The 16,895-nt window shown below is 45.3% G+C and carries 15 protein-coding genes and 1 tRNA gene; 7 read left to right on the top strand and 9 right to left on the bottom strand.

Annotation, left to right across the window (positions count from 1 at the left end):
• The first annotated feature begins 38 nt into the window (after positions 1-38).
• Positions 39-123, top strand: a tRNA-Tyr gene (locus L3V32_RS01980).
• A 426-nt stretch (positions 124-549) separates the two neighbouring features.
• Here the strand turns inward: L3V32_RS01980 and L3V32_RS01975 are convergent.
• Positions 550-1,422, bottom strand: a complete 873-nt coding sequence (locus tag L3V32_RS01975; RefSeq protein WP_046874203.1) for a Tim44 domain-containing protein — start codon at positions 1,420-1,422, stop codon at positions 550-552.
• Between the two features lie 377 nt (positions 1,423-1,799).
• On the opposite strand from L3V32_RS01975, the gene L3V32_RS01970 reads away from it, so the two are divergent.
• From L3V32_RS01970 to L3V32_RS01960, 3 genes are all read left to right on the top strand, one after another.
• The gene (locus L3V32_RS01970) at positions 1,800-2,390 is read left to right on the top strand and encodes a TetR/AcrR family transcriptional regulator (RefSeq protein WP_006743255.1); all 591 of its coding nucleotides are present in this window, start codon (positions 1,800-1,802) and stop codon (positions 2,388-2,390) included.
• Between the two features lie 13 nt (positions 2,391-2,403).
• A complete protein-coding gene (locus L3V32_RS01965; RefSeq protein ID WP_046874204.1) occupies positions 2,404-4,278 on the top strand; it encodes an MFS transporter in 1,875 nt (624 codons plus the stop codon).
• Positions 4,279-4,394: 116 nt separating this feature from the next.
• Positions 4,395-5,330 (top strand): YeiH family protein, encoded by a 936-nt coding sequence (locus tag L3V32_RS01960; RefSeq protein ID WP_237283726.1) that lies wholly within the window; start codon positions 4,395-4,397, stop codon positions 5,328-5,330.
• Here the strand turns inward: L3V32_RS01960 and L3V32_RS01955 are convergent.
• The 7 genes from L3V32_RS01955 to L3V32_RS01925 all read right to left on the bottom strand — a co-directional run bounded on the left by L3V32_RS01955 (position 5,320) and on the right by L3V32_RS01925 (position 12,828).
• A complete protein-coding gene (locus L3V32_RS01955) occupies positions 5,320-5,508 on the bottom strand; it encodes a hypothetical protein (RefSeq protein WP_164666886.1) in 189 nt (62 codons plus the stop codon). The genes L3V32_RS01960 and L3V32_RS01955 overlap by 11 nt on opposite strands.
• Before the next feature lie 96 nt (positions 5,509-5,604).
• A complete protein-coding gene (gene menE / locus L3V32_RS01950) occupies positions 5,605-7,032 on the bottom strand; it encodes an o-succinylbenzoate--CoA ligase (RefSeq protein WP_182036794.1) in 1,428 nt (475 codons plus the stop codon).
• Positions 7,017-8,006, bottom strand: coding sequence for an o-succinylbenzoate synthase (gene menC / locus L3V32_RS01945; protein ID WP_047009472.1), 990 nt, complete (start codon positions 8,004-8,006; stop codon positions 7,017-7,019). The genes menE and menC overlap by 16 nt, the downstream gene beginning before the upstream one ends.
• A gap of 126 nt (positions 8,007-8,132) precedes the next feature.
• The gene (menB, locus tag L3V32_RS01940) at positions 8,133-8,999 is read right to left on the bottom strand and encodes a 1,4-dihydroxy-2-naphthoyl-CoA synthase (RefSeq protein ID WP_012842018.1); all 867 of its coding nucleotides are present in this window, start codon (positions 8,997-8,999) and stop codon (positions 8,133-8,135) included.
• Positions 8,992-9,819: a 2-succinyl-6-hydroxy-2,4-cyclohexadiene-1-carboxylate synthase gene (menH, locus tag L3V32_RS01935; protein WP_237283725.1), complete on the bottom strand. Its 828-nt coding sequence runs from the start codon at positions 9,817-9,819 to the stop codon at positions 8,992-8,994. The genes menB and menH overlap by 8 nt, the downstream gene beginning before the upstream one ends.
• Positions 9,806-11,524 carry a 2-succinyl-5-enolpyruvyl-6-hydroxy-3-cyclohexene-1-carboxylic-acid synthase gene (menD, locus tag L3V32_RS01930; protein WP_145532318.1) on the bottom strand — a complete coding sequence of 573 codons (1,719 nt, stop codon included), beginning with the start codon at positions 11,522-11,524 and terminating at the stop codon, positions 9,806-9,808. Before menD ends, menH begins: the two co-directional genes overlap by 14 nt.
• Positions 11,521-12,828: an isochorismate synthase MenF gene (locus tag L3V32_RS01925; RefSeq protein WP_114322552.1), complete on the bottom strand. Its 1,308-nt coding sequence runs from the start codon at positions 12,826-12,828 to the stop codon at positions 11,521-11,523. The genes menD and L3V32_RS01925 overlap by 4 nt, the downstream gene beginning before the upstream one ends.
• Before the next feature lie 217 nt (positions 12,829-13,045).
• Between L3V32_RS01925 and L3V32_RS01920 the strand changes: the two genes are divergently transcribed.
• The 3 genes from L3V32_RS01920 to L3V32_RS01910 all read left to right on the top strand — a co-directional run bounded on the left by L3V32_RS01920 (position 13,046) and on the right by L3V32_RS01910 (position 16,273).
• Complete coding sequence (locus L3V32_RS01920; protein WP_005390543.1) at positions 13,046-14,260, top strand: pyridoxal phosphate-dependent aminotransferase; 1,215 nt, start codon at positions 13,046-13,048, stop codon at positions 14,258-14,260.
• Between the two features lie 90 nt (positions 14,261-14,350).
• Complete coding sequence (yfbR, locus tag L3V32_RS01915; RefSeq protein ID WP_237283938.1) at positions 14,351-14,935, top strand: 5'-deoxynucleotidase; 585 nt, start codon at positions 14,351-14,353, stop codon at positions 14,933-14,935.
• Positions 14,936-14,950: 15 nt separating this feature from the next.
• Positions 14,951-16,273, top strand: a complete 1,323-nt coding sequence (locus L3V32_RS01910; RefSeq protein ID WP_164666890.1) for an anti-phage deoxyguanosine triphosphatase — start codon at positions 14,951-14,953, stop codon at positions 16,271-16,273.
• A gap of 6 nt (positions 16,274-16,279) precedes the next feature.
• Here the strand turns inward: L3V32_RS01910 and L3V32_RS01905 are convergent, their stop codons facing one another.
• The gene (locus L3V32_RS01905; RefSeq protein ID WP_237283724.1) at positions 16,280-16,894 is read right to left on the bottom strand and encodes a tRNA-uridine aminocarboxypropyltransferase; all 615 of its coding nucleotides are present in this window, start codon (positions 16,892-16,894) and stop codon (positions 16,280-16,282) included.
• Between the last annotated feature and the right edge of the window lies 1 nt (position 16,895).

Here is a 16,895-nt window from a genome sequence, read left to right as displayed (position 1 = left end):
CTAGGTTGGGAAACTATCTTTTAAGTATAAAACACCCTGGAGGGGTTCCCGAGTGGCCAAAGGGAGCAGACTGTAAATCTGCCGGCACTGCCTTCGATGGTTCGAATCCGTCCCCCTCCACCATATTGAAAAAGCCAGCTCATTGAGCTGGCTTTTTTCGTTTCAGACTCTTGATAAAGTAACAAGCACTTCCTTATTTAACCCAACTTCTTCGCTATTCTACCTCTGTTTGGATCCTACTTTAACAACTGGGCCGAAGCGAATCTCCGATGGCCAAAGTTCGGATCTGGTCGTTGTAATACAAACAATGAACTAGCACTTTGTCCTTGTTTTATCGCAATGACCATAATGTGAATGCTAAAAACATTCAGTAAAACACTTGAGGACTGACTAGCAAAAAGATATTCGGCAGGGTTAAGCGCGAGCCATGATGAAGTCTCCATCTGGCAGGTTTTATAAAAACACCTTTCGTAAATACAAACGACAGATACAAAAAATCCCGCAGGGGGCGCGGGATTTTTATTAGTGACTAAATTGGTTTAAAGGTGACTAGCCTTGAATACCAACGATTAACCATGGTGCATTAGGCACAGTCAGGTCACGCTCTAGGTGCCAGATATCTTCGATTTCTTCTTCAACACCTTCTACTGTGTCACGGTAACGACCGCTAAACTGCAGGCTAAGCTGTGCTTTATTTGCATCGTAATCGGCACGGACGATCTCTGCATCAACGTACATTACATCAGTATGCTGCTCACCGTCGAGCTTCGCGCGCTCTGCTTTCAGATCTTCAAACAAGCTTGGAGAAACATATTCTTCAATGGTTTCCAGTTGATTGTGATTCCACGCTCCTTGCAGGATTCGGTAGTGTTCACGAGAGCCGTTAATGAACGCTGCTTGGTCAAAGCCCGGTGGGTAGTTATGTGGTACGTCCGTTTGAGCGCCGAAACCACCAAAGCCACCATTATTTGTGTTTGGCTGTTGCTCAAAGTTTTGCATGTTTGGTTGCTCAAACTTAGATGCGTTACCACCAAATGCAGGTTGCTGGCGATGCTGGTTCATACTGCCCTGCTTCGCACCTAGCATACCGCGCATTAATTTAAAGATGACAAAGGCAATCAAACCAATAATTAAGATATCCATAAACTGGATACCTTCAAAAGCACCGCCAAAGAATGCAGCAAGTAGACCACCAGCAAGAAGTCCGCCTAGCAGACCACCCATTAAGCCTTTTTTACTTGAAGACTTCGCCGTCTGATCTTTGCCGACCGTATTGGTGTTTTGTTGCTGTTGTTTTGGTGCTGGCGCTGTTTTGTAGCTCTTACCGAAAGACTTACTGCCACCAAACTTCTTCGCTTCCGCGATAGGCGTTACAGCAACGGTAAACATCAACAGAGCAACAATAGAAAATAAACGTTTCATCGTTATCCTTAAAGTTAGCTATCTAAGATTGTGCTCTATCAGACGAAACAACGATTGTTTCAAACAGTAGCACGCCAAAGATGATTGTTACGTCATCATACTCTGTATGCCTGTTGATGAAAACAGCTTACAGAAGCTGACATGTATCAGAATATTGCCAAAGATACAGACTGCTCTTGTTAATTTCGAGATACTTGGTTCGTTTAGAAATGCTGGGAATGAACTCGCTACTACTCGGGGATGTTTTACTTGAATTAGAATCAGTGACACAGCTCAGAATCCTGGACCTTGACGTCACTTGAGTATATTGCCTTGTTGACGGTTAATAGGTAGCTGACTATCATATTGAACGATGTTCAATAAAGCAGTTTGAGAGTATGGCGCGCAGAAACGATCACACCAGAGAAGAGTTAGTGAATTTGACTTTAACAACAGTCAAAAACTTTTTAGATGAGAATTCTTACCACGAACTCAGTCTTCGTAAAATCGCTAACATGATTGGTTACGTGCCAAGCACATTAGTCAACATCTTTGGCAACTATAACCTGTTACTTTTACACGTAGTCGCGCAAACTTTAGACGAACTCTCCCAAGAAGCACTGAAGGCGACCAATAGCAGTAAAGACGCTCATCAAGCTCTATTTGAGCTGGCTTATTGCTACCACGATTTCGCTCAAAAGCACCCTTACCGTTGGCAGTTAGTGTTCGAGCACAACATGAATGGTGCAGAACTTCCAGAATGGCATGCCAAACGTATCGACGGGATGACAGGAATGCTGGAGTCACTATTGGCTCAAATCGCACCACATCGTACCGAGTCCGAAGTGATTCAAGCAAGTCGAGTGCTTTGGTCTGGCGTACACGGTATTACTTTACTCAGTGTTGATGATAAATTTTTCTCTAGTGAACCCATTGATGGTAAAGAATTAATCAGTAACCTGCTTTCTAACTACCTCACAAACTGGTAACAAAGGATTATCCATGTCGTCCGACAGACAGCCGTCCTTACTTACACAAAGAAAGTTCCTACCCTATTTCATTACTCAGTTTTTTGGCGCTTTCAACGACAATATTTTTAAAAACGTTTTGCTGCTGTTTGTCGCCTTCGCGGGATCCAGCGCACTACCTATTTCGAGCAACTTGTTCATCAATTTAGCGGCTGGCTTGTTCATTCTACCGTTCTTTCTATTCTCCGCTTCAGCTGGCGTATTAGCAGATAAATATGAAAAATCATGGTTTATTCGCAAGGTAAAGCTGTTTGAAATCGCCATCATGCTTTTGGGCGCCATTGGTTTTATAACCGAAAGTTATGGTGTGCTTTTGCTGCTACTGTTCTTAATGGGCACACAGTCAGCATTCTTTGGACCGGTTAAATATGCCCTTTTGCCTCAAAAATTAAACGCGAAAGAGTTAGTGCCAGGCAACGCCCTTGTTGAAGCTGGTACCTTTATCGCCATCCTTATTGGTACCCTAGGTGCTGGAATTATCGCCTCAGCAGACAACGCAAAATACCTTGCCGCATTTTGTGTCGTACTCTTTGCATTGTTGGGATATTTGTCGAGCCGATCAATACCCTTTGCAGCCGCCAGCGCACCTAATCTTTCTTTTCGTTGGCAACCGTACAAACAAACTAAACACACGCTATCCATCGCAAAATCAGATCGTGTTGTTTTTCAATGTATTATGGCGATAAGCTGGTTTTGGTTTTTAGGCGCCGCCTATCTAACCCAGTTCCCGAATTTCACCAAGATTTACCTAAATGGCACCGAGAGTGCGGTGTCTTTCTTACTTGCTCTGTTTTCTATTGGTATCGCGCTAGGGTCGCTACTTTGCAATTGGATCTCGAATCATCGTATCGAAGTCGGTATTGTACCTATTGGCGCACTTGGCATTACGGTATTTGGGTACTTGATGGCAACCTCCATTCCAAGTGACCTACCTATCTTCCATAACTTTGTAGACTTCTTTAGATATGAGCCTTTTTGGCCATTATTTTTCTATCTATTGATGATTGGCGCCTCTGGCGGGCTGTTTATCGTACCGCTTTACGCATTAATGCAACATAGAGCAAAGGAAACCGAGCGCGCACAAGTCATCGCAGGGCTCAACATCTTTAACTCTCTGTTTATGGTCGGCAGTGCTGTCTTAGGTATTGTGTGCCTGAGTGTCATCAAGATGACAATTCCTCAGCTGTTTGCATTGTTAGCCATTTTGAATTTCTTGGTCGCCGCTTACATTTTTTTGCAAATACCGATATTCGTTGTCCGTTTTGTGGTTTGGATGCTAACTCACACTATTTATCGAGTGAAACATAAAAACCTACATAACTTGCCAGAACAAGGCGGTGCGTTGATCGTATGTAATCACGTGAGCTATATGGACGCCTTGCTACTTAGCGCAGTATGCCCAAGGTTGATTCGTTTTGTGATGGAGGAAGATTACGCCAACCTACCTCCACTAAGACGCTTTTTACGCAGAACTGGGGTAATTCCGATTTCAGCGAGTAACAGAAACTCCATCAGGCGTGCATTTAATGATGTAGAAACCGCATTAAGCGAAGGACATATCGTCTGTATTTTCCCAGAGGGGAAATTAACCTCAGACGGTGAAATGAATGAATTCATGCGTGGCATTGATATTATTCTGCGTCGCAGCCCAGTACCTGTCATACCCGTGGCACTCAAAGGCTTATGGGGAAGCTATTTCAGCCGCGCGAAAGGCCGCGCATGTTGTGGCTTACCGACTCGATTTTGGTCAAAGCTAGAAATTGAGGCCGGACAGCCGGTTCCACCAAATGAAGCAACGGCAAAAACGATGTTCGATAGAGTGCATCAACTTAGAGGCGACTGGCGATAAAAATACGTTTGAACACATGTTTAGAATAACTGAACATGTGTTCAAATCATTAAGACAAACTGACCACACTCAGTGCGATATACTCGCGCTTTCATTCACAACAGCGAATAAAAACCTTGAATAGAAACTACCTCTTGTTTGGATTGGCGTTACTCTTTTGCTTAACCCCTTTTGTCTCCTCTCCTATTGCCCTAGTTATTGGTTTTCTACTCGCAAGTTTTGGTTTTGTGCCTTCAGAACTGCCCATTGCTTCTTTTACTAAAAAGCTGCTGTCCTACTCGATTATTGGTTTAGGCTTTGGCATCAACTTTGAGCAAGCACTCTCTGTAACGTCGGATGGTATCGGTCTGATTATCGCCACGATTGCGGGCACACTGATCATAGGCACTATCATTGCCAGAATAATTAAGTTGGAGCGAGTAACCGCGTACTTAATCTCGTCAGGTACAGCAATTTGTGGTGGTAGTGCAATTGCCGCGGTGGCACCAGCGATTAAAGCAAAAGACGAACAGATTGGATTAGCACTGGCAACGGTATTTGTCCTAAACTCCATCGCACTATTCGTGTTTCCTGTGGTTGGGCATGCTTTAGGGCTAGATCAACACACATTTGGTACATGGGCCGCGATTGCTATTCATGACACTTCTTCTGTTGTTGGGGCTGCCTCAGCCTACGGTGAAGAAGCGCTAACTACAGCAACAACGTTAAAACTCGCACGAGCTTTGTGGATCATCCCTGTCGCACTGGTCAGTGCCGTGATCTTTTCGAGAGACCAGAAAGAGAATGGAACGAAAAAGTTAGTTATTCCTTATTTCATTTTTTGGTACTGCGCAGCCATCGTGTTTAGCGACTTCTTCCCTCAATTTGAAATGGTCTATCACGGTATTTTCGTTGGAGCGAAACAAGCTTTGGTGGTGTGTCTGTTCCTGATTGGTTGCAGCATTTCAATTTCGAAGCTGAGGTCTGCTGGAGCCAAGCCACTGTTGTTTGGTGTAACTCTGTGGGTGTTAATTTCAACCACTTCTCTAAGTTGGTTATTGTTTAGATATTAGTGGTCTTCTCATCGTGTTGAGGTGACGACGGCTCAAGTTTGCTGTTTTTGTATGTAACGACCAATGCGATAGCGATCAAAAAGGCCGTCAGCTCTGCAAGAGAGCGGGCGAGCCCTTCACTGCTTATTGCAATACCAATTTGTAGTGCTACCGCCGCAATTAATACTAGCTTTACCATAACCTTATGCCTTTTCTCTCTTCGAAGAAGCATAATTATGATTCAGAGTTATAAGGATACGAAATTCCCTTTCTGACTAATACATAGCAAAATTGACTAATGCTGAATTGATGGCAATAGCCACTCCTTCACTGCCTTCCGAGAAACTTTGATCCCACTTTCTAGTAGCACTTGTGGCATTAAATGGTATTCCACTGGCCATTTAAACTTCTCTAATTTGGATTGCAAATGCAGGTCATATTCCGCTTTGCTGCGCAAATCATTGGTCTGAATCACAGCAACAGGGCGATGACCAAATTCCGCATCTTCGACTGGAACCACTATGCTCTGCACCACGCCATCAATTTGGTTCAATGCTGCCTCAATCTCTTCACAATGAATGTTCTCACCACCAGAGATAAATTGATTGTCGGCACGGCCGATGATCTTTAACTCGTCACCTTGCCACTCACCGAGATCCTTGCTGTCGAACCAGCCTTTCTCATCCAGAAACGGAGTAACATGACCTTGATGAAAATACCCTGCCGCTAATGTTTTACCACCGACAAAAATGCGTTGGTCAACCAACTTTATCTTACGATGATTCAATACGTGTCCAGCATTACTGATACTGTCAATTCTCTTTGCGGTAACGGTAGAGGCTGCTTCCGTCATCCCATAACCTAACCACGCCTCAATCCCTCGTCCTGTTGCTCGCAACGCCAACTCGTGAGCAACGTGGCTGCCGCCCAATAGCACATGCGTCAATGACAAGTGAGCATCATCATCCAATAGCCGTTTGAGCTGCGTGGCAACCAAAGATGCGTGTGACACGCCCTGAATATCTTCGACAAGTTTTCCTGTACCGATTTTCAATGTCGCTCCGACATATAGCCAACGATATACAATCGCCAATCCAGAGACGTGATAAAGCGGAAGCGACAATAGCCAAGAATCTTGCTGAGTGAAAATGAACTCTTGCAACAAGCCTTCTGCGGATGCAAGGTGTTGTCGATGTGTATGAACCACAGCTTTAGGCTCCCCTGTAGAGCCAGAAGTAAATACTACTGAAGCGAGCCGGTCATGATGATAGCTATCTTCAGTCAACGAGTCACTCTCTTGCTGTGATACTACAGGTGGTGAAAGCAATGTTGCCTTGAGTTTTTGTATATCATGTTCAGAAAAGGTCGAAGCGCACTCCTGAGCAAACCAGATAAACCGAGTTTGTTCAGGTTTATAAAGGGTCGCAAGTTTACTCTGTAGCGTATCGAGTGGTTGTACCATGGTCAGCGCAGCAAGTGCGCCTAACTGCTTGGAAGCAAGATAAAACAGCAGAGTTTCGACTTGGTTTTTACCTACCAAAGTCAGCACATCTCCCCGCGTTACGCCCAAGTCATTCAAATAGTGAGCGTATTGGTCAATACGTACTGAGAGTTGTTGCCAGTTTAATGTTTCTGTTGGTGTCTTGAGTGCAATAGAAAAAGGGCTCGTTTGAGCCCAATATTTCCACGGTGCCTTCGCAACATTGTCTATGCAGAATGCCACACAATCTCCTGATCTTTCAGAGGAAGAACGGGAAGTTCACACTTAGGCCAGCCTTGCTCTAACTGAGCTTTGAATAGGCCAATCGTATCCAAACCTGGAACTTCATCAGGCAGCTGCCATTGGGCAAAGCGCGCTAATTGCGTTAAACCGAGACTGGATTCAATGCTCGAGCTAATAACCGCTTTCATCCCCAGTGACTTCGCCTTCTCTATCAGTGTAATACAAAAATCCACCGAACCAATGAGTGTGGGTTTGATGATGATCGTTTTCACACCAGTTAGATCTTCAAGACGGAAATCCTCTCGACGAACCGCATCTTGCAAAGTTTCATCCCAAGCAATCGCAATACCAGTATTGATAGCAAAAGAGAGACTATCGCCAGGAGAGCGGCACGGCTCTTCCAAAAAGGTAATGCGCTGACGCAGAGACGGAGTAATGTATTTAGCAAACTGCTGCGCTTTTTCTGGTGTCCAAGCGCGGTTTGCATCAAGTCGAAGCGTTAATTGAGGGATAGATTCAAGAAAAAGGTTCACAAGCATGCCATCGCGAATTGGCTCATAAAGCCCGACTTTTACTTTCGCGACTTTCTCGCCTTCCATTTCGTTCAGCTTTGGAATGAGCTCGTCTGGGTCACCAGTACACAGCGGCGCTGTTTGATACTTACCTTGTTGGGGTAAGCCACCAGCTAACTCTAACTGTGCCATCGATAAACCAAACGCGACCGATGGATACATGTTGGCGTAATCCACATCCAATCCTGCTACCCAACGCTCCGCTTGTTCTTGTAGCTGAATACCAGCATCTTCGGTGTTCTCTAAACTAAAACCAGGAAGAGGAGCGACTTCTCCAAGCCCTATTTGGTCACGTTCAGAAAGCGCGACAACATAACCAACACGTTCTGTTAGCTTATTGTCTCGCAGGATGACACCACTATCCATGGGCAAGCTATAACGATAAATTTTCGCTTCACGCATAATTCGAGTCCTATGTAATGCCGTATATTTGAGCGTTCTGGCGAGCAATCCCACCAGCCTCCCAGAGGGCGAGGCGCTCAGGAAAAATGGAACAGAGGAGCTAAAACACTCCTCTTTTTATACGGATTATGGGTTACGAGGGAATTTGTCGAAGTCTGGGCGACGTTTCTCATTGAATGCGTTACGACCTTCTTGTCCTTCATCGGTCATGTAGAACATCATCGTTGCGTTACCCGCAAGCTCTTGAAGACCTGCTTGACCATCACAGTCCGCATTCAATGCAGCTTTCAGACAGCGTAGCGCCATTGGACTATGCTGAAGAACTTCACGACACCAACGAACGGTTTCTTTCTCTAGCTCTTCTAGCGGCACAACCGTGTTGACCAAGCCCATGTCTAACGCTTCTTGAGCATTGTAGAAACGACATAGGAACCAGATTTCGCGAGCTTTCTTTTGGCCTACGATACGAGCCATGTAAGATGCGCCCCAACCGCCGTCAAATGAACCCACTTTAGGGCCTGTTTGACCAAATTGAGCGTTGTCAGCCGCAATCGTTAGGTCACACATCATGTGCAGTACGTGACCACCGCCCACAGCCCAACCTGCTACCGATGCGATCACTGGTTTTGGACAAGTGCGAATATCACGTTGGAAGTCCAATACGTTTAGGTGGTGTGTACCTTGGTCGTCTTTATAGCCGCCGTAGTCGCCACGGATCTTCTGGTCGCCGCCAGAACAGAATGCGTCTTCACCTAGACCTGTCAGAATGATCACGCCAACACCAGAGTCGTAACGCGCATCTGCCAACGCATCAATCATCTCTTTTACTGTTTGAGGGCGGAATGCATTACGCACTTGTGGGCGTGCAATGGTAATTTTCGCGATACCATCTTCAGATTTATGGTAGTGAATATCCTCGTATTTCTCGCTGCAATCTTTCCATTGAACCGGAGCGTAAAGTTCTTCTTCAGAAATGCCTACTGTTTTAGCCATGGTGATTCCCATTGTTCTCGTTACTCTCACCAAAGTGAGATTGAATTATTTGCTTAATATGCATCGCAAATTGTTGGGGCTGCTCTTGATGAACGTTATGTCCTGCGCCTTCAACTTGTCGATACGCCAACCCGCTACGTTGTGCCAGTTGGCTAAATTTTTGGTCTTTCGCGCCACACAAGTAATACATCGGTATATTCTGCTTTTTCAGTGTGGGCAACAAATACGCCTGCTTGGCTAACGATGTTGCCATCAGCATGCTCGCGACCGCCGAGCCAAGATTATCACTTCGCTTCGCAATTAATGTTTGTCTTTGCTCATGGTTTAGTGAAGAAAACACCGCTTGCTGATACCAATCGTTCAAAACACGTTCAAGTGGTTCTGTTTTGAAACGCTTTGCCCAGCGAGCATCATTCTCCAATCTCACCTGTTTCTCTGACTCAGTTTGAAGCCCGAAGTTTCCCCCTTCAACAATTGCGCCCACAATATTGAGATCTGAGAAGCATTGATTGGCAATACCATGCATCGTAATACGGCCGCCCATCGAGTAACCAATCAAAATAAGTGGTTGTTGCGGAGGAAATAATAAAGATAGTGTGGAATTAAGAAGTTTGCAGCAATCATCGAGATCGTTGCACTTTGTAAACTGGCTACGACCATGACCAGGAAGGTCTATAACAATTCGTTCAAACCGAGTCAGCTCATCCAAACAAGCTTGCCAATCAGCACCACTTCCTAAAAAGCCATGCAAAAACACCAGAGTGGGAAGATCACCACTTTGGTGTTTTTCAGTTGAAGAGAGACGCTCAGAGTGAAGCATGCAGGCTCTTATTAAATGCCTTTATCAACTCTGCGGCTTGGCTTGGTGGGGTTTGAACTTCCACCAGCAGTGTGCCTTGACCGCTCGACAGGTGCTCGGCAACCATTGCTTGATACATTTCTAACGTAGTTGGCTTCTCATACTTTAAACCAAACTGTTTGGCTGCATGTTCAAACTGATAACCGTGGGGCATTTGGTAGTACGCAGTGCGATGCTCCTGAGGCACCGGTAACATATCGAAAATTGCGCCACCATCATTGTTTGTGACCACAAGTACCGTCGGCAATTTATTGTGAGAAAACAGCGCTAGTGAATTGAGATCATACAGTGCTGATGTGTCACCAATATACATCAGTAACGGATTACCTCTTGCTCGCTGCACACCTGATGCGGTAGCAAACAAACCGTCAATTCCTGACGCGCCTCGGTTAGTGAACACTTCTACATCATCAAGTTTGCCGTACATATCGACAAGTCGAACAAACAAACTGTTACCCAAAAAGACATCAGCGTTTTTAGTGCGCTCGTTGATGTCTGCTGCCAACGCAATTTCGTCAATGGCAGACGCTGAATCAGATAGGAAAGCTTCTTCGATACGTTGATGAACTCGCTTAACTCCATTCGCTAACCTATCAGCCCACCCAGCAAATATTGGCTTCTCAAAGCTAATGCGAGAAATCCAAGTTTGAGGAAGCTCAACCCAGTGCATTTGCGCCAGATGATTTTGGTTATTACGGTCCATACGCGGCGAGATATACCAGTATTGAACGTCTTTACTTTGTTGATTTTGCGAAACTTGTTTATCAATCCACTGGTTCAAACGTTTGGAGATGATTCGGCTACCAAATTGGATAATAAGTTCACAAGATTCAAGCTCGTTTGCGAACTCGGGAAGTTGAAGCCATACATCGTAATGCGCCCAATCCGAACTGAGACCACTTTGCTGGTCTGCAAGTACTGGCCATCCCATCTTTTGTGCAAATGCCTGCGCCGACTTCGCTTGTTCAAGCGGTAAGCTGCCAATCACAACCAAGCCTTTTTTATCCGCACAAGACGGGATTTTCGCCTGTGACAAGTGGCTAAAACGCTGGGTATAACTACCACTTCCTTTTCGCCATCCGGCTACCGAGTCTAAGTAGGTTTGATAATCCGCTTTTGCACCGTTGGAATACAAAGGTTCTGGAAATGCACAGTTAATATGAACAGCACTGCCTTGCAGCTGCTGAGTAAACATCACTTCGTCAACAGAGGTCAGCAACCAATTAAGCGATGTTGTTAAAGTTGGGCTTGGTAAATTCAAGCTGGCCGAGACATGATGTGAAAAAATACCCAACTGGTTAATCGCTTGGTTTGCGCCACAGCCAACGAGCTCCATCGGACGATCCGCAGTGAGCAGCACCAGCTTTTCACCAGTAAGCCTAGCCTCCGCAACGGCTGGTAATAAGTTCGCCACTGCCGTACCAGAGGTAACGATGATTGCCACTGGCTCTTGAGTAGCTTTCGCTAAACCAAGAGCCATAAAGCCGAGACCACGCTCATCAAAGTGAGTATGAATAGAAAAATTGGACTGTTCTGCCGCCTCTAAAGTTAAAGGAGTAGAACGAGAGCCAGGAGCGATACAAACATGCTTAACGCCAAATCGCTGAAGCTCAATCAATATGGTTTCTGACCAAATTCGATTGAGCACCGCTTGGTCATGATTCATGATGCGACTCCCAACGGGGGGTGATCAGAAATCAGCGTAAGTAACGTCGACATTTTCTTATCAAGTTCCGCCCACTCATGCTCTGCTACAGAGCCTGGCACAATACCTGCGCCCGCAAACAGTTGTACTTGGTCACCGAGCACAAGCGCACTTCTGATCGCGACACAAAACTCTGCTCGTTCATGGCTTATGTAACCCATTGACCCCGCGTACCAGCCGCGTGCAAAGGGCTCATTGTCCAGAATAAACTGCATGGATTCTTGTCGAGGTAAGCCAGCAACCGCGGCCGTTGGCTGAAGCGCCGATAACAACTGAACACCGTTTATTCCCGTCTTTAGGCTCGCGTGAATATTTCGCTTGAGGTGTTGCACTTTTCGTAGCCTAACCAAACTTGCCTCGGCCTCCACTTCAACCGCTTCGGAATGCGGTGATAGGCGATCAATAATGTCATCAACTACGTATTGGTTTTCGTTGAGGTTCTTTTGGTCTTGGGATAACCAATTCGCCAACTCCATATCGTGAGTGGCATTGTCCCCTCGACCAATCGTGCCTGCTAACGCTTCGGTATGAAGTTCATGCCCTACGCGAGAATACAAACGTTCTGGCGTAGAACCCATAAAGCTGTGTTTGCTGTCTAAGCTCAGCATGAAATGGAAACTATGATGGTTATTTAAGTAACTCGCTTTCAGCAATTGTGCAGCACTTAATGTGTTATCAAGCTGCACGGTAGAGCGACGCGCCAATACCACTTTCTTAAAATCATCATTCTCTATACCAGTCAAAACCCTATGAACTAACTCATTCCATTGAGGCTGACTTGGCGTATGAACAATAGAGCGGATGTGAGAAGAAATCGGAGCTAAGGTCGCGACCTCACAAACCAGTTTATTCAGTCCTGCTAGGGTTCGTGCTTTATCTTCTGAAATATTAACTGCGAGAGACCATTGTTGGTCAAAACGAATTAACTCAATTTGAGGCAAAAAGAAGAAAGAAGGCATACAGCGACGATTCTTCTCATGCTGGCCGTCAAAAGAGCGTCCGCCCCAGACTCGTTGCCCTTCACCTAGAATGGTATAAGCAGGGCCTGGCTCAACAAAAGCGTGTAATTGCCCTAGTGCAACGACCTCTTCACGAGTATCGCGGGACTGCCAGTAGAATTTAGGGAAAAGTGGTTGTGCATCAAGCCAATCAATAAATGAGAAATTAGGTTTCTCGCTCAGGGGCTCGACCAGACGTGTTTGATTGCCTTCCGCTTGCTGAACTCGCTCGATAATTCTCTTTACGGCTTGATGGAACTGTGACAAATCAACCTCGTAGTATGTGAGGATAAATGGTAACTGACGGCTACTCTAAGTTTAGACCCAAAGCAAATCAAGGTCGTATGCGATCTTTTGCAAAATCCTGTGATAGCAAACGAGCAAAACTTAACCAGCAAACAGATAATTTACAGATATATATTCTAATAAAAAACAAATTATTGTATTTTAATAAAGAAATTAACGAATTTTTAGGAATTATACAATGCAAAATATCGGGATGTCGTCAAAACTCGATAATGTCTGCTACGACATTAGGGGTCCTGTACTCAAACATGCTAAGCGCATGGAAGAAGAAGGGCATAAAATCCTAAAGCTAAACATTGGTAACCCTGCCCCATTTGGTTTTGACGCCCCTGATGAGATTTTAGTCGACGTGATTCGTAATCTGCCGACTTCTCAAGGCTATTGTGATTCCAAAGGCATTTACTCTGCTCGTAAAGCCGTGGTCCAACACTATCAACGTAAAGGTATCCGTTCGCTAGATGTCGAAGATGTGTATGTGGGTAACGGCGTGTCTGAGCTGATCGTGATGGCCATGCAAGCGCTGTTAAATAATGGCGACGAAATGCTAATCCCAGCACCTGATTATCCGTTGTGGACAGCTTCAGTTGCACTATCAGGCGGTAAGCCGGTTCATTACCTATGTGATGAAGGTGCAGACTGGTACCCAGATCTTGAAGACATCAAAAAGAAAATCACACCAAAGACACGTGGCATTGTTCTGATCAACCCGAACAATCCGACAGGTGCGGTATACAGCCGTGATTTCCTACTTGAAGTGATTGAAATCGCGCGCCAGCACAAACTGATCATTTTCGCAGATGAGATCTACGACAAAGTGTTGTACGACGGTGCAACACATACCTCAGTCGCAACACTCACTGAAGACGTGCTCGTCATGACATTCAATGGCCTTTCAAAAGCCTACCGCGTTTGCGGTTTCCGTGGTGGCTGGATGTTCCTAACGGGGCCTAAACATCTAGCTCAAGGGTACGTGAATGGCTTGGAGTTGCTTTCATCGATGCGTTTATGTGCAAACGTACCAATGCAACATGCAATTCAAACTGCGCTAGGTGGATACCAGAGTATCAATGAACTGATTTTACCTGGCGGACGTTTATTAGAGCAGCGCAATAGAGCGTATGAACTGATCAATCAGATTCCTGGTGTTTCTTGTGTCAAACCTAAGGGTGCTATGTACCTCTTCCCGAAAATCGACACAAAAATGTACAACATCAAGAACGATCAGCAGATGGTTTTAGATTTCTTAAAACAAGAGAAGGTCTTACTGGTGCAAGGTTCCGGTTTCAACTGGCCAAAACCAGACCATTTCCGCATAGTTACACTGCCACACGTTGAAGATCTAGAAATCGCCATTGGACGTTTTGAGCGATTCCTATCAACCTACAGCCAGTAATGAATCACTGGTAGTAATTAGTGCTGATCTCTCATATGCTTAGAGGAACTCCTAGTGAGTTCCTTTTTTACACCAGAAACGGAGAAAGCCATGAAAGAAAGCCATTTTTTCGCCCACCTGGCTCGAATGAAGCTGATCCAACGCTGGCCTTTAATGCGGTCCGTCTCACCAGAAAACGTTTCAGAGCATAGCTTACAAGTTGCTTTTGTCGCTCATGCCCTTGCCCTAATTAAAAACAAAAAGTTCGGCGGCAACCTCAATCCAGAACGCATCGCGATTCTTGCCATGTACCATGACTCTAGCGAAGTATTAACGGGTGACCTTCCAACCCCAGTGAAGTATTACAACCCTGAAATTGCCAAAGAATATAAGAAGATAGAATCAGCAGCGGAACAAAAATTACTCTCAATGTTACCGGAAGAGTTCCAAGATGAATTTGCCCCCTACCTTCTTTCTCACTCTGCACACGAAGAGGACGCAAAAATCGTTAAGCAAGCCGATTCCATCTGTGCCTATTTAAAATGTCTCGAAGAACTAAGCGCAGGCAATCATGAGTTCGCTCTGGCAAAAAAACGCTTAGACGTCACTTTGCAAGAACGCAAAACGCCTGAAATGGATTACTTTCTCAATACCTTTGCCCCAAGTTTCGAATTATCGTTAGATGAAATCAGTTAGCTTACGGAGATAATCGTGTCGTTTGAATTACACCCGCAATGGCAAGAGCGCCATGATGATGAGCATAAAATCCGTCGTGACGACCATCGGAGCCCGTACCAACGAGACCGAGCGCGCATTCTTCACTCGGCTGCATTTCGACGCTTACAAGCAAAAACCCAAGTACACGGCAATAGCTTGGAAGACTTTCACCGCAGCCGGTTAACACACTCCTTAGAAGCGTCGCAACTCGGGACCGGTATCGTCGCCCAGTTAAAGAAAAAACAACCAGAGTTCCGTGATCTATTGCCATCAGACAGCTTAATTGATTCATTATGTTTGGCGCACGACATCGGGCATCCTCCATACGGTCATGGGGGAGAAGTCGCTCTAAACTACGTAATGCGCGAACATGGCGGCTTCGAGGGGAACGCCCAAACCTTTCGTATCGTCACTAAGTTAGAGCCTTATACCGAGCATTTCGGAATGAATTTATCACGCCGCACACTGCTTGGTTTGATTAAGTACCCTGCCCTTATTAGTCAAACACGCTCCGTCAAGTTGCCTCAACCAGCTGAGCATCAACGTAAACTAAAAGCCAAAGATTGGAGCCCAGCTAAGGGCATTTATGATTGTGATAAAGACTTATTTGATTGGGTAATTGCACCGCTTTCTGACAACGACAAGGCATTGCTTAGCCTAATGCGCTCAAAACCAGAATCGGAGTTTGAGCACAGTAAAACGCGCTTTAAATCACTCGATTGCTCAATCATGGAGCTAGCGGACGATATCGCCTACGGCGTTCATGATTTAGAAGATGCAATCGTACTTGGTATGGTGACACGTCAGCAATGGCAAGAAGGCGCAGCAAGTCAATTAGCGGACTGTGGCGACCCGTGGTTTGAAGCACATATCGATTCCATCGGACAGATGCTATTTAGTGGTAAGCATCATGAGCGGAAAGATGCCATCGGTGGTATGGTTAACGCCCTGCTGACCAGCATTTCAATTAAGGCGGTGGATGAGCCTTTCAATAATCCATTACTGTCTTGGAATGCGTGTTTAGAGCCACAAATGGCACGAGCACTTGACGTACTCAAACACTTTGTCAGTACTTTTGTTATCCAAGTCCCGCAGGTCCAGATCGTTGAGTATAAGGGTCAGCAAATTATTATGGACATTTTTGAAGCCTTAACAGCGGACCCAGAGCGCTTGCTGCCTGTTCATACAAGAGAACTGTGGTGCCAAGCGAAAAGCGAAAGCAATAAGATGAGAGTCATCGCCGATTACATTTCTGCTATGACCGATGGTCACGCGCAAAAGCTGCACCGTCAACTTTTCTCTTCCATCGTTCTTTAGTAACACTCAACCTTTCAAGTAATTCTTTTCAAATACGCCCGGCGGCATCTGGGCGATTTGGAATTCGATCATCTTTTCAAAGGCATGCATAAGCGGTGTAAAGTCTCTCTCGGGTTCAAGCAAACGAAGCGAATGATAACCTGCCTCGACTGTCGATAAGCTATTCTCAGAGGGCGCTTTACGAATGGTGTAATGCCCTTGCAATTGCTTCGGTAATTGCACGGTTGGGAGTGGATGTAAATTGCTAGAAAGCTGCCACATTTTGTACGCTTTTTTCCACGTCCCATCGAGCAAAATCAAACGTATTTTCTTAGATACACTACGACTCACTTGATTGATTTCAGAGATGCATCGTGACTGTTCCGATGGGTAAAGAACAAAATGTTGATATGATTCATCCGCCAACAAGTGATTTAAGACATTATCACCAGAAAAGTCCTCTCCTATCAGACAAATACAGTTATCTAAACTCAAATTGAGAATCCGTGCCGTACCAAGCGGACGATGTTCTTCACTCGTGTGCTGAAGAATGATAAGTTCTACCTCGCTTGCCAACGGTACAATCCATTGGCAAATACACGCTTTTTGCGATTTTCCACAACGAGAACAATAACGAGACATA

Source organism: Vibrio sp. J2-4 (assembly GCF_021728155.1).
In the GTDB taxonomy this organism is placed as follows: domain Bacteria; phylum Pseudomonadota; class Gammaproteobacteria; order Enterobacterales; family Vibrionaceae; genus Vibrio; species Vibrio diabolicus.
The sequence above is the reverse complement of the archived record's forward strand: the minus strand, read 5'-3'. Positions and strand labels throughout refer to the sequence as shown.

Coding starts and splice junctions, on each gene's coding strand:
- L3V32_RS01975 (WP_046874203.1), bottom strand. CDS start 1,422: ATGAAACGTTTATTTTCTATTGTTGCTCTGTTGATGTTTACCGTTGCT.
- L3V32_RS01970 (WP_006743255.1), top strand. CDS start 1,800: ATGGCGCGCAGAAACGATCACACCAGAGAAGAGTTAGTGAATTTGACT.
- L3V32_RS01965 (WP_046874204.1), top strand. CDS start 2,404: ATGTCGTCCGACAGACAGCCGTCCTTACTTACACAAAGAAAGTTCCTA.
- L3V32_RS01955 (WP_164666886.1), bottom strand. CDS start 5,508: ATGGTAAAGCTAGTATTAATTGCGGCGGTAGCACTACAAATTGGTATT.
- menC (WP_047009472.1), bottom strand. CDS start 8,006: ATGCGTGAAGCGAAAATTTATCGTTATAGCTTGCCCATGGATAGTGGT.
- menB (WP_012842018.1), bottom strand. CDS start 8,999: ATGGCTAAAACAGTAGGCATTTCTGAAGAAGAACTTTACGCTCCGGTT.
- menH (WP_237283725.1), bottom strand. CDS start 9,819: ATGCTTCACTCTGAGCGTCTCTCTTCAACTGAAAAACACCAAAGTGGT.
- menD (WP_145532318.1), bottom strand. CDS start 11,524: ATGAATCATGACCAAGCGGTGCTCAATCGAATTTGGTCAGAAACCATA.
- L3V32_RS01920 (WP_005390543.1), top strand. CDS start 13,046: ATGCAAAATATCGGGATGTCGTCAAAACTCGATAATGTCTGCTACGAC.
- yfbR (WP_237283938.1), top strand. CDS start 14,351: ATGAAAGAAAGCCATTTTTTCGCCCACCTGGCTCGAATGAAGCTGATC.
- L3V32_RS01905 (WP_237283724.1), bottom strand. CDS start 16,894: ATGTCTCGTTATTGTTCTCGTTGTGGAAAATCGCAAAAAGCGTGTATT.